This window comes from Burkholderia sp. MSMB1459WGS (assembly GCF_001534535.1).
Classification (GTDB): Bacteria; Pseudomonadota; Gammaproteobacteria; order Burkholderiales; family Burkholderiaceae; genus Burkholderia.
Genome location: NZ_LPMU01000023.1, coordinates 69,116 through 84,223, shown reverse-complemented (window position 1 = coordinate 84,223; position 15,108 = coordinate 69,116). Strand labels below are relative to the sequence as shown.

The following is a 15,108-nucleotide window of genomic DNA, read 5'->3' as shown; positions in this document are numbered from 1 at the left end:
TCGCGCGGTCTGCCCCCTACGTCCCCCGCGTCATCCCGCGCACGCCGCCCCGCCGGTGCGTGCGCGCTTCCCGCCGCCACGCCGCCGCCGTTCGCCGATTTTCGCACCGCGCAGGCACGTCGATTGCGCCATCCCCGCGCCCGCCCTCCGGCGGACAGCCATCTTCCTTCCAACCGGCGCTGCGACCCGCGCGGCTTTTTGCGCGGCGGTCCCGCATCGCAATGCAGGTTTCCTGAACGAGAGGACGACATGAAATCAATACGAACGATAGTGGCCCTGTGCTCGGTCATTTCCGTGCTCGCAGCATGCGGCGGCGGCGACGACGCCGGGACCGTACTCGGCATCTCGAAGCCGCAGGCGCGCTTCATCAACGCGGTGCCGGCCGGCCCGAACCTCGACTACTACCTGAATGCGAAGATCGACCAGTCTGGCGTCGCATACAAGGGCGTGACGCGCTATCACGACATCGATTCGGGCACGCAGAACGCCAGCTACGACGTGTCCGGCACGACCACGACCGTTGCATCTCAATCGTTCAGCGCGGCGAACGGTCACCACTACACGACGATCGCATTGCCGAGCACGACGTCGCTGATCTCCGTCATCGACGATCCGTACGACAAGGGCCTGCTGTCGGACAAGGCGCGCGTGCGCAGCTTCAACGCATCGCCGAATGCGCAGAACGTGGACGTCTACGTCGTGGCGCCGGGCACCGACATCACGACCGTCAGCCCGACGATGGCGGGCGCAGCCTACCAGAATGCCGTGCCGGCAACGACGCAGGATTCGGTCTACCTGAACGGCGGCACCTACCAGGTGGTCGTCACGACGGCCGGCAGCAAGTCGCCGATCCTGAAGACCGCGCCGGTCAGCATCGGCAACAACGCCGACTGGCTGCTCCTGACGATTCCGTCGGGTGGGGTCGGCGACGTGACGCCGAACGACATTCACGTACTCGTCGCGCAGGGCAACGACGCCGATACGTCCGCGCAGGAGCTGGGGCCGCAGTAAGGGCCGAAAACGGTCGCGGCGGCCGGTGCGACACGCATCGGCCGCCGTATGTCGAATCCCGGATCAGTCGTCGGACCGTTCGAGGCAGATCACGTGCTCGGCGCGCGTCCCGTCGCCGTGCTCGATATCGACGTCGCCGACATGGCGCACGCGCCAGCCCGGCCGCGTCGCGATCTGCGGCATGTTGCCGGACGGCCGGCTCTCGATCCCGCCGAGCCCTTCGTCGGGCGTATCGATCGCTTCGTCGAGCGACGCGTTCGAATAGATCACGTTGTCCTGCAGTTCCGACGCGCCGGTGCGCGCTTCCATGCCCTTGCCGTCGACGTCGACCGTGTTGTCGGTCATCGCCATGTTCGCGTTGTCGAGCGTGACGATCCGTCCAGCGGCGCGGCGCACGGGGTCGCCGCTGTCCACCGCATGCGCGTCGACGTCGATCGCCGGCAGGCCGGTCGGCATTTTCCCGGCGACCGCCTCCGGCGTCAGCGGACGCCGCGCCGTCTGCGCGGCCTGGGTCGCCGCGTCGGGCATGTCGCCGGCCGCCGGCGTCTTCACCGGGCTCTTCTCGATCTGTTCCCGCTGCTTTTCCGGGGTAGGGTTCGATTCCGCGTTCTGCATCGCACCTCCTTGGCCGGCCCCACGGACGCCAGCGTCACGCCAGCGCCGCCGGGCCGGAAATCGCTACAACGGTCCTTGCAAATCTTTCATGCACACGGCCACCCACGCACGCCATCCGGCGCGCGTGCCGCCGGCACGGCACCCGCAGGCGGACTGCGCGCTCGCGCGCCGCCCGCCCGACCTTCAACCGTGCGTCAGCCGCCGCTCGCGCCGGCCGGCCCGGAAGCCGCGCCCGGCATGCTTGCACCGGTATCGCCGCTGCTGCCGGCCGCCCCGCTGCTGGGCATGCCCGATGGCGCGGTCGAAGGCGCGGCCGACATGCCGCTCGCTGCACCCGAGTCGGAACTGGCTGCGCCGTTGTCGCCCTTCTTCTGGCAACCCGCGCCTGCCGCCAGGCCCGCGATCAGGATGCCGGCGAAGACGGCTCGCGATACGTGACGAAATGAATATCGCTGCATGACACCTCCGCTGATGTCGATGTGGATGGAATCCTCTGACCCGCAATTTGCGTGCCGCCCCACCGCCGCGGCCGCGTGCGGCGCATTCATTTTTCGAATGACGCCCAGCCGAATATTTAATTTCCCATCGCCGGGGCCGCCGCCCATACTCGCGAACAAATCCGAGACATAACGTCCACGGCGGCCCGGCCCGCGCTGCGTACACCCGCGGCGCGGTTTCGCGCCCCGCACATGGAAGGAGACAACGGCGTGCAACTGGAAGCCATTCACCGCACGGGCCTCGCGCTCGGCGCGGACGACGCATCGCATCGAACCGACACGGCCGCGCGCGATCCCGCGCTGAGCCCGCGGCTGCACAACCCCGATCTCGCGCCGACCAAGGCCGAAGGCCGCACCTGGGGCCGCTACAGCATCTTCGCGCTATGGACCAACGACGTGCACAACATCGCGAACTACTCGTTCGCGATCGGATTGTTCGCGCTCGGCCTGTCGGGCTGGCAGATGCTCGCGTCGCTCGCGATCGGCGCGGTGCTCGTGTACTGCTTCATGAATCTCACCGGCTACATGGGCCAGAAAACCGGCGTGCCGTTCCCGGTGATCAGCCGGATGAGCTTCGGCATCTACGGCGCGCTGCTGCCCGCGATGATTCGCGCGGTGATCGCGATCGCATGGTTCGGCATCCAGACCTATCTCGCGTCGGTCGTGCTGCGCGTGCTGCTCACCGCGATCTGGCCGGGCCTCGCCGCGTTCGACCAGAATGCGATCTTCGGGCTTTCGACGCTCGGCTGGATCACGTTCGTCGCGATCTGGCTGGTGCAGATCGGCATCCTCACGTACGGGATGGAAACGGTCCGCAAGTACGAAGGGCTCGCGGGCCCGGTAATCCTCGTCACGACGCTGTCGCTCGCCGCGTGGATGATCAGCCGCACCGGCGGCCATCTCGCGATGTCGATCGGCAAGCCGATGACCGGCCTGAAGATGTGGACGGAAATCTTCGCGGGCGGCTCGCTGTGGCTCGCGATCTACGGCACGCTGGTGCTCAACTTCTGCGATTTCGCGCGTTCGTCGCCGAGCGCGAAGACCGTGCGCGTCGGCAACTTCTGGGGCCTGCCGGTCAACATCCTCGTATTCGCGACGATCAGCTTCGTGCTCGCCGGCGCGCAGTTCGAGCTGAACGGCCACATCATCCACAGCCCGACCGAAATCATCGCGACGGTGCCGAACAAGCTGTTCCTCGTGCTCGGCTGCCTGGCCTTCCTGATCGTGACGGTGGCCGTGAACATCATGGCGAACTTCGTCGCGCCGGCCTTCGTGCTGACGAGCCTCGCGCCGCACCGCCTGTCGTTCCGCCGCGCGGGCCTGATCAGCGCGACGATCGCCGTGCTGATCCTGCCGTGGAACCTGTACAACAGCCCGATCGTGATCGTCTATTTCCTGTCCGGCCTCGGCGCGCTGCTCGGCCCGCTGTACGGGATCATCACGGTCGACTACTGGCTCGTGCGCAAGCAGCGCGTGAACGTGCCCGAGCTCTATACCGAAGCGCCGACCGGCGCCTACTTCTACACGCGCGGCGTGAACCGCAAGGCGCTCGCGGCGCTCGTGCCGTCCGCGCTGATCTCGATCGCGCTCGCCGTCGTGCCGGCCTTCAGCGCGATGACGCCGTTCTCGTGGCTGCTCGGCGCCGCCATCGCGGGCGGCGTGTACTGGCTCTTGGCCGATCGCAAGCGGCACTACGAAGCGCGCTCGGGCGAACACATCGCGGTCGCCTGCGCGCACCACTGACACACACGCATACGGAGTCACGATGAGGATCCTGGTAGTCAACGTCAACACGACCGAGTCGATCACCGACGCGATCGCCGCACAGGCGCAGGCCGCCGCGTCGCCCGGCACGGAGATCGTCGGGCTGACGCCGCGCTTCGGCGCGGAGTCGATCGAAGGCAACTTCGAGAGCTACCTCGCGGCGATCGCCGTGATGGATCGCGTGTTGAACTACGACGAACCGTACGATGCGGTGATCCAGGCCGGCTACGGAGAACACGGCCGCGAAGGGCTGCAGGAACTGCTGACGGTGCCCGTCGTCGACATCACCGAAGCGGCCGCCAGCGTCGCGATGCTGCTCGGCCATCGCTACTCGGTCGTCACGACGCTCGACCGCACGGTGCCGCTGATCGAGGATCGCCTGAAGCTCGCCGGGCTCGATGCGCGCTGCGCGTCGGTGCGCGCGAGCGGCCTCGCGGTACTCGAGCTGGAAGCGGATCCGGCCCGCGCGATCGAATCGATCGTCGGCGAGGCGCAGCGCGCGGTGCAGGACGATCGCGCGGAAGTGATCTGCCTCGGCTGCGGCGGCATGGCCGGCCTCGATCGGCAGATCGAGGAATGCACGGGCGTGCCGGTGGTCGACGGCGTGTCGGCGGCGGTCGCGCTCGCCGAGTCGCTGGTGCGCCTGAAGCTGAAGACGTCGAAGGTTCGCACGTACGCGCCGCCGCGCGCGAAGCGGATCGTCGGCTGGCCGGGAACCTTCGCGAAATGACGGGCCGCCGGCCGGTTGCCATATGGCGCGCACGCCCCGTCTCGCCGGGACGCGTATCGGCATGCGCAACCCGCTAGACCGGACGGCCCTGCCCCGCGGCGCGTCCGACGCCGCGGGCGCGCTCGACGTGCTCGATGCACGGCTGATGCGCATCCTGCTCGCGCTGCTGACCGAGCGTACCGTGTCGCGTGCGGCCGTGCGCCTGAACATGTCGCAGCCGGCGACGAGCGCCGCGCTCAAGCGCCTGCGCACGCTGCTCGGCGACCCGCTGCTGGTGCGCAGCCGCTACGGGATGGTGCCGACCGAGTTCGGCGCGCGCCTGATCGAGCCGCTGCGCAATGCGCTGCGCGTGATCGACTTCATCCGCATCCAGCAGCCGCGGTTCGACGCGCGCACGTCGGTGCGCACCTACCGGATCGGCTGCCCCGACTACCTGAACGTGCTGTTCGTGCCGAAGCTCGTCGCGCTGTTTCGCGAGCGGGCGCCGAACGCGCAACTGGTGTTTCATCCGCTCGGCGACGGGTTCGACGACGAACGCGCACTGGCCGACGGCGAGCTCGACGTCGTGATCGACAACCGGCCCGCACGCCGGTCGCGCTTTCGGCAGGACGACCTGTTCGACGATCGCGTCGTGTGCCTGATGCGCGCGACGCATCCGCTCGCGCGGCGCGGCGCGATGACGGCCGCCGGGTTCGCGGCGGCGCCGCAGCTGTGCCCGACGCCGTCGTGGCTCGAAGCGTCCGGCGCGATCGACCGGCAGCTCGAACGCGTGGGCCTGCAGCGGCGCATCGCGGTCACGCTGCCGCACTTCGAGCTCGCCGCGCATGCGCTCGTGCGCACCGACCTGATCCTCACCACCACGTACCGGCTCGCGCGGCACTACGCGAAGCTGCTGCCGCTCGCTGCGGTCGCGCTGCCGGCCGAGCCGCCGGACATCGTGTACCGGATGACGTGGAACGAAGCGGGATCGTGCGCGGAAGGCGGTCGGTGGCTGCGCGGACTGATCGCCGAAGCGACGCGCGCGTGGCTCGACGCCGAGGCGACGCTGCCGGCAGTCGCCGCGGTCGCCGCTTCCGGGGCCGATGCGGACATCCCGGCAACCGCGCCAGCCACCGCCGATCCGCCCGAGCCCGTCCGGCGCACGCGCCGCGGACCGGCCACGCATTGCCATGCGTCGCATCCGGCACGCGTCGCGCAGGCGGCACGCGTCCATCGCATCGCGACGAAGTCGCACTGACCGACGCCGCACCCGGGCCGCAAGCGTGCGCTCGGACGCCACGCCGCATGTCAGACCGGTCCTATTTACCCGCGCCGCGACGACTCGCCAGAATGACGCATTGAACACGTGCCGACGGGCGTCGCCTCGCGAACGCCCGTAGCCGCTTTATCGAATCGAGGAAATCCGCATGAAGAACGCACTCGTCGCGCTGGCCGTCCCGGTCGCGCTATTCGCGAGCGCCGGCACATTCGCCGGCACTCAGGACTGCTCGACACGCATCCGTGCGCTGAACACGCAGATCGACAACGCGAAACGGTTCGGCAACATGCAACAGGCGATGCGCCAGCAGGCCGCGCTCGATCGGATCACGGCCAACTGCACGGACGCCGGCCAGCTCGCGCGCGCCGAACGCAAGCTGACCGACAAGGCGCGCGACCTGCGCAATGCGGAAGACGAGGTACGCGACGCACAGGCGCGCGTCCGCGAAGCCGAAGCGCTCGGCGACGCAAGGAAGCTGAACCATGCGCAACGCAAGCTCGCAGACAAGCAGGCGAAGCTGCGCAACGCCACGCGCGACCTGCACGACGCGCAGGTCGATCGCGACGCGCTGAAAGGCTGACGGATCGAAACGGCGTGTCGCGCGAATATGCATTTCACGATTCGATGTTTGTCGGCCGGAAACCGATTCCGTAATCTGCCCGGCAGCCGCGCCGCCCGCGCGCGGATCACCGAGGACACACCGCCGATGACCCACTCTTTCGCCACGGCACGCCGCCGCACGCTGCAGCGCCTTGCCGCCCTCGCCGCCGCGCCGCTCGCGAGCGGCCTCGCGCTGCCCGCGAGCGCGGCCGGCGCCGACCTGTCGGGCGTCACGCTCGTGCTCGGCGACCAGGCCGGCGGCCTGCGGGCGCTGGCCGAAGCGGCGCGCGTGCTCGACGGCACGCCGTACCGGTTCCGCTGGGCCAACTTCCAGGGCGCCGCGCCGCTGTTCGAAGCGCAGCGCGCGGGCGCGATCGATCTCGCGCCAGCCGGCGACCTCCCCGTCCTGACGGCCGCGCTCGGCGATCCGTCGTTGCGGATCGTCGCGACGCGCGTCGGCTCGCCGGCGTCGCTCGGCATCGTCGTGCAGCCCGACTCGCCGGTTCGCACGGTGGCCGACCTGAAAGGGCAAACCGTCGTCGTGTCGTCCGCGCGCGGCAGCATCTCGCAATACCAGTTGTACGGCGCGCTGCGCGAACACGGGCTCGCGCCGCGCGACGTCGACGTGCGCTTCGTGCTGCCGGTCGACGCGTTCGCCGCGTTCGAGGCGAAGCGGATCGGCATCTGGGCCACGTTCGATCCGTACTACGGGCATGCGGTGCGACGCGGCGCGCGCATCGTCCGCGACGGCAGCGGCATCAATTCGGGGCTCGCGTTCCTCACGTCGCCGATCGAAACCCTCGACGATCGCGGCAAGCGCGCGGCGCTCGCGGACGTGCTCGCGCGGCTCGCCCGTGCGGGCCAATGGGCGCTCGCGCATCCCGCCGACTATGCGAGCGTCTATGCATCGCTCACGCGCCTGCCGCCCGACGCGGCCACCGATATCGCACGGCGGGCCGCGCTCGCGCAGCGCAGCCTCAGCGGCGCCGACATCGACGTGCTGCAGCGCGTCGCCGATCGCGCGGCGGCGGACGCGATCCTGCCGCGCCGCGTCGACGTCGCGTCGATCGCCATCCGGAACGTGGCGGCCTGAGTGGCGCCACGCGGGGCGCGGGCACGCGTTCAGCGCGGCCGCGCCATATCGAGATCCGGCACGTCGTCGCCGAACGTCGACGCGACGAGCGTGCGCATCGCGGCGATCAGCAACGTCGGCCCCGACTGGTTGAACGTGCAGCGCTCGCCTGCGGCCGGCACGGCCCGGTGCAGCACCGCGCGCCAGACGCCCCGCCCGCCGTCGCGCTCGAACGCGGCGAACGGCAGCCGCTCGACGAGCGGGCCGCCGTCCGCCCACGACGACGACGGCGCGAACGGCGTCGGCGCGCCGCCCGGCTCGCGAATCACCGTGCATGCCGACGTGTCGACGCGCGGCTCGACGAGGTCTTCCGCCATCGCCACCCAGTAATCGAGCGTCGCGCCCGTCAGGTCCTGGACTTGCATGGCCGTCTCCGTATGACCGTTCTGTCGAACGACGTCCTGGCTGCCGTGTGCACGACGACGAGGACGCGTCCCATGCGCGACAGGGTTGCGTCCCCCGTCGCCCTGCGACAAGCATAGTTCAACCGCGCTGCATCGCGTTCCGGGACGACCGTGCGACCGCGCATCTCACGCCCGTCGACATCTTCGATCTCGACTCCGACCGCCAGCTCTATCGCACGATACTCATCGGCGACGTGCCGGTCGGCCCCGACGGACGGCCTTCGATCGCGCACGAAGGCACGCCGGTCGAAACGGCGTCAGCCGTCGCCCTCGGCCGACGCTGCGAACGTCGGCTCGCGCGCGCCGGCTTTTCTCCGTCAATCGAGCCACACGCCGTCGAACCGGTGTCCGCCGAGCGGCGAGAACGTCAGCCCGTGTACGCGCCTGGAAATCGGCAGCGACACGATCGACGTCGCGATCGGCGTGAACGGCACCTGGTCCTTGAACACCACCTGCGCCTGCTCGTACAGCGCCGTGCGCTTCGCGACATCCGCATTCGAACGCGCCGCCGTCACGAGTTGCTCGAAGTCCTTGTTGCACCACTTCGCGAGATTGCTGCCGTGCACCGCGTCGCAGCCGAGCAGCGTGCCGAGCCAGTTGTCGGGGTCGCCATTGTCGCCCGACCAGCCGTACAGGATCGCGTCGTGCTGGCCGTCGTGTTTCGCGCGGCGGTTGTATTCGCCCCATTCGTAGCTGACGATCTTCGCGCGCACACCGATCTTCGCCCAGTCCTGCTGGATCAGTTGCGCCATCAGTTGGGCATTCGGGTTGTACGGGCGCTGCACGGGCATCGCCCACAGCGTCAGGTCGAAACCGTTCGGAAAGCCGGCCTGCGCGAGCAGCGCCTTCGCGGCCGCCGGATCGCGCGGCGCGTCCTTCAGGCGCGGGTTGTACGACCATTGCGCGGGCGGCATCGGGTTCGTCGCGATCGTCGCGTCGCCGTTGAACACGGTCTTGATGATCGCCGCCTTGTCGATCGCGATGTCGAGCGCGCGCCGCACGTCGACGCGATCGAGCGGCGGATGCTGCGTGTTGTACGCGACGAAGCCGACGTTGAAGCCCGTCCCCGAGAACAGCGTCAGCTTCGGGTCGCGCCGCACCGTCTCGAGATCGGCCGGCCGCGGAAACACCGACACCTGGCACTCGCCGGCCACGAGCTTCTGCAACCGCGCAGCCGGATCGGGCGTGATCGCGAACACGAGGCGTGCGAGCTTCACGTCGTCCGGTTTCCAGTAGTCGGGATTCGCGTCGTAGCGGATCAGCGCGTCCTTCTGGTACGTGCGCAGCAGGAACGGCCCCGTGCCGACCGGGAACTGGTTGATGTCCGACTCGCGATGGCGTGCGGCGAGCTGCGACGCATATTCGGCCGACAGCACCGACGCGAACGCCATCGCGAGATTGCGCACGAAGACGACGTCGGGCGACTTCAGCACGAAGCGCACCGTATAGTCGTCGACCTTCTCGATGCGCTCGATGTTGCGGTCGAAGCCGAGATCGCTGAAATACGGGAAGCTGACCGGATAGGCCTGGCGAAACGGATCGTCCGGGTCGAGCATCCGGCGGAACGTGAACACGACGTCGTCGGCCTGGAACGGCCGGGTCGGCTTGAACCACGCGGTCGTCTGGAATTTCACGCCGCGCCGCAGATGGAACGTGATCGTGCGCTGATCGGACGACACGTCCCAGCTCGTCGCCAGCGACGGTACGAGATCGAGCGTACCGCGCTTGAATTGCACGAGCCCGTTGTAGATCGTGTACGTGCTCGCATCGAAATCGGTGCTCGTCGTGTGCTGGCCGGGGTCGAAGCCGGCCGGGCTGCCTTCGGAGCAGTACACGAGTGTCTTGCCCGCGGGTGCCGCGAGTGCGTGCGGCACGGCGCCGGCCAGCAGCAGCGACGCGGCCATGCAGCGCAGCGCGGCGCCGGCATGCGTTACGCCGCGCGTACGGCGCGCGGCTGACGAAACGAAAGGATTCTTCATGGTGAGAGAGGCAAGCAAGAGGTGCCATGCGAATGACGACCGTCGATCTTCGCGCGCATCCCGCCGATCGCTTACCAATTAATTCCGCGTTGCTTATCGTCGCGGATGCATCCCGCTGCCCCTGCATGGGAATGTCCATGCGAGCGCCGTGGACTTGCTCGCGGAACACCGCCGCGACGCCCGGCCCGGCGTCATGACGCAGCGCCGTTCGCTCACGGTCGCGGGCATCCTTCCGGCCCCCTGCAGGTTCCGCCGAATTGGCGCATCGTATCGGTTGGCCAACGCCGGCACCGGTGCGCGGGAATCCGCCGGCGCACGCATGCCGGCACGGCGCACCCGCCGATGCGCCGCCCGTTCCTGGAGGATCACGCATGTCGCTCAACCCCGATACGCCGTCTCGTCCCGTGAAGTCGCCGGGCCCCGATCATCCGATCCTGATCGAACCGCACTCGTCGCGCGTGGTCGTGAAGGTCGCCGGCAAGGTCGTCGCCGATACGCGCCATGCACTGGTGCTGCGCGAGGCCAGCTATCCGGCGGTGCTGTACATTCCGCGCGAGGATGCCGACATGTCGCTGCTCGAACGCACCGACCACGCGACCTACTGCCCGTACAAGGGCGATTGCGCGTACTACTCGATTCCGGCCGGCGGCGAACGCGCGACCAATGCGGTGTGGACGTACGAGCATCCGAATCCAGCAGTCGAATCGATTCGCGAGCACCTCGCGTTCTATCCGGACCGCGTCGATTCGATCGAGGAAAGCCTGCTCGTCACCGCCTAAGCGCGGTGCCCTGCCGCGTCACCGTTCACGTATCGTCCGGCTGCTGATTTGCATATGCGGATTCATTGGTTGGCCGCCGTCCCGCCTGGCCGTATCGTCTTGAGTCCGGCGCGGGCCGGCCGCGCGCATCGCTCGCGACCGGCCGCGTCCCGTGCCGATCGCGCCATGCCCGCGCGACCCGTGAACCCGCCAGCAGGACGCCTCGATGAACGACACACCGCATGCAGACCTTGAAACGACCCCGGCGAACCCGCGCCGCCGCCGGTGGCTGCACGGCGCGGCCGCCGGGCTGGCCGGGCTCGCGCTCGGGCCGCTCGCGGCCGCGCCCGCACGCGCCGACGCCAGCGGTACGCGATTGCGCATCGGCTTCCAGAAATACGGCAACTTCGTCGTGCTCAAGGCGCGCGGCACGCTCGAGAAGCGTCTCGCGAGCCAGGGCGTCACCGTGCAATGGCTCGAATTCCCGGCGGGCCCGCAACTGCTCGAGGGGCTGAACGCCGGCGCGATCGACGTCGGCACGGTCGGCGAAACCCCGCCGATCTTCGCGCAGGCCGCCGGCGTCGATTTCGTCTACATCGGCAACGAGCCGCCCGCGCCGCAGGGCGAGGCGATCGTCGTGCTGCCCGATTCGCCGATCCGCACCGTCGCGCAACTGCGCGGCAAGAAGGTCGCGTTCAACAAGGGCTCGAACGTCCACTATCTGCTCGTGAAGGCGCTCGAGCACGCGGGCCTCGCGTATGCCGACATCCAGCCGATCTACCTGACGCCGGCCGACGCGCGCGCCGCTTTCGTGCAACGCAGCGTCGATGCGTGGGTGATCTGGGATCCGTATCTGGCCGCTGCCGAACGGCAGCTCGGCGCCCGCGTGATCGCGAACGGCGACGGGCTCGTGCGCAACACGCAGTACTACCTTGCCGCGCGCAAGTACGCGGCCGCGCACCCGCAGGTGCTGCGCGCGCTGCTCGACGAAGTCGACGCGGTCGATCGCTGGGCGCGCGATCACGTGCCCGAGGTGGCCGCGCAACTGTCGCCGCTCGTGGGCCTCGACGCGCCGACGCTCGAAGTCGCGCTCAAGCGCGCCGGCTACGGCGTGCAACCGATCGCCGATGCGACGGTCGCGTACCAGCAGAACATCGCCGACGCGTTCAGCGCGCTGAAGCTGATTCCGGGCAAGTTGTCGGTGGCGAGCGCACGTTGATGCGTCACGGCGCAGGCGCGCGATTCGCGATGCGACGCATCACGAAGCAGGCGCCGCACCGATACGCCGCCATTCGTCGTAGTCGGTGACGAGGCCCGCGTCGTCGATCGCGATATCGGCCGCATAGGTACCGCTCTCGTAGCGATACACGTGCGACGCCGTGCGCGTATAGCGCTGCACGCCGCGCACGATGTCGAAATCCGGAAACCGCAGCCACGCGGTGCGAATCTCGGCCGACTCGCCGACGGCAAGCGCCAGCCGCCGGATCGGCAGCGTATTGGTCGACGGACTGAAGCCGAGATCGATATCGGTTGCGCCCGCAAGCATCGGCGCAGCGACGCCGTCGATCGTCCACTGCCCGGCATCGCAGGCGATGCTCCATTGCCGTGGCGGCGCCGTGCCGGTCCACTGCGTCACGCACGCCGAGCGCGTGAGCCAGTCGGCCCCGCATGCGATCGTGTAATCGATGCGAAACGGCGTGCCGTCGATCGCGCCCGTCACCGCCCCCGACAGCGCGATGCCCGTTTGCGACTCGTCGAGCTGGCACCATTCGGCCGCCTGCCACGTCTGCACGATCTGCCATGCGACGCAGTGCGTGCGTCGGGCTTCATTCCGTTGCGTCATGTCGGGTCTCCTGTCGGTCGCGCGGAAGGAAATCGATTTTCGCTCACGGCGTGGGCGAACGCACGCGGCTTCGACAGCGCGGGTCGCGTTCCGGCCGATAGTCAGTATCGGCTCGATACACACCGTGGCCCCGCGCCGCTTTGGTACCATCCGTCGATCGGTAAAAATCGGACCGGAAGACAAAAGGCGCGACTTCATGGATTTGTTGGCGACGATGCGCATCTACGTCAGGGTCGTGGAGCGCGGCACGATGTCCGGCGCGGCGCGGGATCTCGACATGGGCCAGCCGGCCGTCAGCGAGCGCATCGAGAAACTCGAAAGGCATCTCGGCACGCGGCTGCTGATGCGCAGTGCACGCACCCTCGCGTGCACGGAGGAAGGCCGCATCTTCTACGAACGCAGCAAGGCGCTGCTCGAAGCGGCCGAACTGGCCGTTGCATCGGTCTCGAAGACGGAGAATGCGCTCGACGGCGCGATCCGGCTCGCGGCGCCGCAATGTTTCGGCGAGGTCGTGATGCCGGGCGTGCTGATGCAGATCCGCACCGCGTATCCGAAGCTGCACATCGACCTGGTGCTGAACGACGATATCGTCGATCCGGTCACGGAGGGCGTCGACGTGTCGATCCGGGTCGGCCAACTCGGCGACGGCGGGTTCGTCGCCTACGCGCTCGGCGCGGTCGGCCGCGTGCTCGTCGCCGCGCCGTCGTATCTCGACCGGCACGGCCCGCTCGACACGAAGGCCGATCTCGCGAACCATCCGTTCATCCGCGTGAAAGGCGTGTTCGCGAACGAACAGGTGCCGTTGCAGCGTGACGGCAGCGCAATCGAGTACGCGCGCATCCGGACGGTCATCACCACCAGCCACTGGCGCCCGATGTACGACACGATCGCGGCGGGCGGCGGCATCGGCGTGGTTCAGTCCCCGGCTTGCGCCGATGCGCTCGCGCACGGCCGGCTCGTCCGCCTGCTTCCGCACTACGACATCCCCGAGTTCGCGCTCAACGTGCTGGTGCACGCGCAGCGGCCGCTGCCGCCACGCGTGCGCGCCGTCGTCGATCTGCTGAAAAGGGCACTCCCGCCGCTGCTGGCGCACCGTCAGCGGTAGCCATCACGCCTGCAGCGATTTCCCCGGCTCCTTCACGTGCGCATCGACTTCCATCTGGTAGAAGCGCGCGCTGACGAAGCCGAACAGCGTCCAGCCGAGGAACACGCACAGGCCGCCGAGCATCAGCGCCTGCTCGCCCGAGCTGAACAGCGCATAGAAACTGTACGCGGTCGCGATCATCGCGATCACGTTCGTCACCAGCGCCTTGCCCGGCGGCACCTTCGCGACCTTCTGGATCGTGATCAGCGCGGCCATCGACATCACGTAAGGCACGAGGTTCGTGACGACCGCGAGATCGACGATCTTCTGGAACTGGCTGCTCAGCTCCGGGCTGATCGTCATCAGCGCCAGCGCGACCTGCGCGACCAGCAGGATCACCATGCCGACGATCGGCGTGCCGGTGCGCGTCGCGCGTGCGAACACCGGGAGGAAATAGCCGACGTCCGCCGAGCTCTTGAACACCTGCGCCACCGTGAACTGCCACCCGAGCAGCGAGCCGATGCACGCGATCACCATCAGCGCGGTGACGATCGTGCCGACGGTCGGCGTGAACATCGTCGCGAACGCGATGCCGAACGGCGCATTCGACTTCGCGAGGATCGCATTGGGCACGATGCCCGCGATCACGTTGGTCGACACGATGTAGAAGATCGCCGACGCGATCGTGCCGCCGAGCACGGCGATCGGCACGTTGCGCTCCGGATTCTCCACGGCGTCCGAGTTCGCGCACGCCGATTCGAGCCCGAGGAACGCCCACAGCGTCACCGCGATCGAGCTGCCAACTGCCGGCCCGAACGGCATGCCGTGCGGATTCCACGCCGCGCCCCAGGTCGCGCCGCTGAACCAGAACCAGCCGATCAGCGACACGACGACGACCGGAATGATCACGCCCCACACCGTCACCGCGCCGATCCGGCCGGTGATGCGCGAGCCGCCGAAGTTCGCGACCGTCGTCAGCACGAGCAGGAAGATCGTCCACAGGCCGGTCTGCAGCGGCGACAACGTCGCGTCGAACAGCACGGTGCCGTAGCCGACCGCCGTGACGCCGATCGCGACGTTGGCGATCACGAGCGACAGCCCGTACGTGTAGTTCGCCATATAGTTGCCGGCCTTGCCGAACGCGTACTCCGCGTAGCCGCCCATCCCGCCCGGCTTGCGGCTCAGCATCCCGCAGCGCGCGAACGCATAGGCCAGCGCGAGCGAGCCGCCGGCCGTGACGATCCATGACAGCAGCGAGATCGTGCCGACCTGCGCGAGCTTCGACGGCAGCAGGATGATGCCGGAGCCCATCATGTTGACCGCCGTGAGGATGGTGAGCTGCCAGACGTTCATCCGGCTCTTCGGCGCGGCCGCCGGTGCCGCGTCGGACATGCGCGCTGCGTTTTCCATGATGTCGATCCTTCGATGTGAGG

General features: G+C 68.7%; 15 protein-coding genes and 1 pseudogene. 11 read left to right on the top strand and 5 right to left on the bottom strand.

From position 1 onward, the window contains the following. Window positions 1–249 precede the first annotated feature (249 nt). Window positions 250–1,011 (top strand): DUF4397 domain-containing protein, encoded by a 762-nt coding sequence (locus WT97_RS08130; RefSeq protein ID WP_059500816.1) that lies wholly within the window; start codon window positions 250–252, stop codon window positions 1,009–1,011. A gap of 63 nt (window positions 1,012–1,074) precedes the next feature. Here the strand turns inward: WT97_RS08130 and WT97_RS08125 are convergent, their stop codons facing one another. Next, window positions 1,075–1,626 carry a DUF3005 domain-containing protein gene (locus tag WT97_RS08125; RefSeq protein ID WP_059500817.1) on the bottom strand — a complete coding sequence of 184 codons (552 nt, stop codon included), beginning with the start codon at window positions 1,624–1,626 and terminating at the stop codon, window positions 1,075–1,077. A 189-nt stretch (window positions 1,627–1,815) separates the two neighbouring features. Here WT97_RS08125 and WT97_RS08120 point away from each other — a divergent pair, with 189 nt between their 5' ends. The 6 genes from WT97_RS08120 to WT97_RS08095 all read left to right on the top strand — a co-directional run bounded on the left by WT97_RS08120 (window position 1,816) and on the right by WT97_RS08095 (window position 7,568). Next, on the top strand, window positions 1,816–2,064 hold the full coding sequence (locus tag WT97_RS08120) for a hypothetical protein (RefSeq protein ID WP_257127549.1): 249 nt from the start codon (window positions 1,816–1,818) through the stop codon (window positions 2,062–2,064). Window positions 2,065–2,315: 251 nt separating this feature from the next. Further along, window positions 2,316–3,866 carry an NCS1 family nucleobase:cation symporter-1 gene (locus WT97_RS08115; RefSeq protein WP_059500818.1) on the top strand — a complete coding sequence of 517 codons (1,551 nt, stop codon included), beginning with the start codon at window positions 2,316–2,318 and terminating at the stop codon, window positions 3,864–3,866. Window positions 3,867–3,888: 22 nt separating this feature from the next. After that, window positions 3,889–4,617 (top strand): aspartate/glutamate racemase family protein, encoded by a 729-nt coding sequence (locus tag WT97_RS08110; protein WP_060036021.1) that lies wholly within the window; start codon window positions 3,889–3,891, stop codon window positions 4,615–4,617. 61 nt (window positions 4,618–4,678) lie between these two features. After that, on the top strand, window positions 4,679–5,854 hold the full coding sequence (locus WT97_RS08105) for a LysR family transcriptional regulator (protein WP_060036070.1): 1,176 nt from the start codon (window positions 4,679–4,681) through the stop codon (window positions 5,852–5,854). 169 nt (window positions 5,855–6,023) lie between these two features. Further along, window positions 6,024–6,455, top strand: coding sequence for a DUF1090 family protein (locus WT97_RS08100; RefSeq protein ID WP_059792063.1), 432 nt, complete (start codon window positions 6,024–6,026; stop codon window positions 6,453–6,455). A 126-nt stretch (window positions 6,456–6,581) separates the two neighbouring features. Next, the gene (locus WT97_RS08095; protein ID WP_060036071.1) at window positions 6,582–7,568 is read left to right on the top strand and encodes an ABC transporter substrate-binding protein; all 987 of its coding nucleotides are present in this window, start codon (window positions 6,582–6,584) and stop codon (window positions 7,566–7,568) included. A 29-nt stretch (window positions 7,569–7,597) separates the two neighbouring features. Here the strand turns inward: WT97_RS08095 and WT97_RS08090 are convergent, their stop codons facing one another. Then, on the bottom strand, window positions 7,598–7,972 hold the full coding sequence (locus WT97_RS08090) for a phage protein NinX family protein (protein WP_059500822.1): 375 nt from the start codon (window positions 7,970–7,972) through the stop codon (window positions 7,598–7,600). 119 nt (window positions 7,973–8,091) lie between these two features. Here WT97_RS08090 and WT97_RS32405 point away from each other — a divergent pair. After that, window positions 8,092–8,283, top strand: a pseudogene (locus tag WT97_RS32405) (TauD/TfdA family dioxygenase); the annotation flags it as partial. A 45-nt stretch (window positions 8,284–8,328) separates the two neighbouring features. Here WT97_RS32405 and WT97_RS08085 read toward each other — a convergent pair. Beyond that, a complete protein-coding gene (locus WT97_RS08085; RefSeq protein ID WP_060036022.1) occupies window positions 8,329–9,990 on the bottom strand; it encodes an ABC transporter substrate-binding protein in 1,662 nt (553 codons plus the stop codon). Between the two features lie 371 nt (window positions 9,991–10,361). Here WT97_RS08085 and WT97_RS08080 point away from each other — a divergent pair, with 371 nt between their 5' ends. After that, window positions 10,362–10,769, top strand: a complete 408-nt coding sequence (locus tag WT97_RS08080; RefSeq protein ID WP_060036023.1) for a DUF427 domain-containing protein — start codon at window positions 10,362–10,364, stop codon at window positions 10,767–10,769. Between the two features lie 205 nt (window positions 10,770–10,974). After that, on the top strand, window positions 10,975–11,967 hold the full coding sequence (locus WT97_RS08075) for a sulfonate ABC transporter substrate-binding protein (RefSeq protein ID WP_060036024.1): 993 nt from the start codon (window positions 10,975–10,977) through the stop codon (window positions 11,965–11,967). A 39-nt stretch (window positions 11,968–12,006) separates the two neighbouring features. On the opposite strand, the gene WT97_RS08070 is transcribed toward WT97_RS08075, so the two are convergent. Next, window positions 12,007–12,591 carry a putative glycolipid-binding domain-containing protein gene (locus WT97_RS08070; RefSeq protein ID WP_060036025.1) on the bottom strand — a complete coding sequence of 195 codons (585 nt, stop codon included), beginning with the start codon at window positions 12,589–12,591 and terminating at the stop codon, window positions 12,007–12,009. 196 nt (window positions 12,592–12,787) lie between these two features. On the opposite strand from WT97_RS08070, the gene WT97_RS08065 reads away from it, so the two are divergent. Beyond that, window positions 12,788–13,696, top strand: a complete 909-nt coding sequence (locus tag WT97_RS08065; protein ID WP_060036026.1) for a LysR family transcriptional regulator — start codon at window positions 12,788–12,790, stop codon at window positions 13,694–13,696. 3 nt (window positions 13,697–13,699) lie between these two features. Here the strand turns inward: WT97_RS08065 and potE are convergent, their stop codons facing one another. Then, window positions 13,700–15,085 (bottom strand): putrescine-ornithine antiporter, encoded by a 1,386-nt coding sequence (gene potE, locus WT97_RS08060; RefSeq protein ID WP_060036027.1) that lies wholly within the window; start codon window positions 15,083–15,085, stop codon window positions 13,700–13,702. Between the last annotated feature and the right edge of the window lie 23 nt (window positions 15,086–15,108).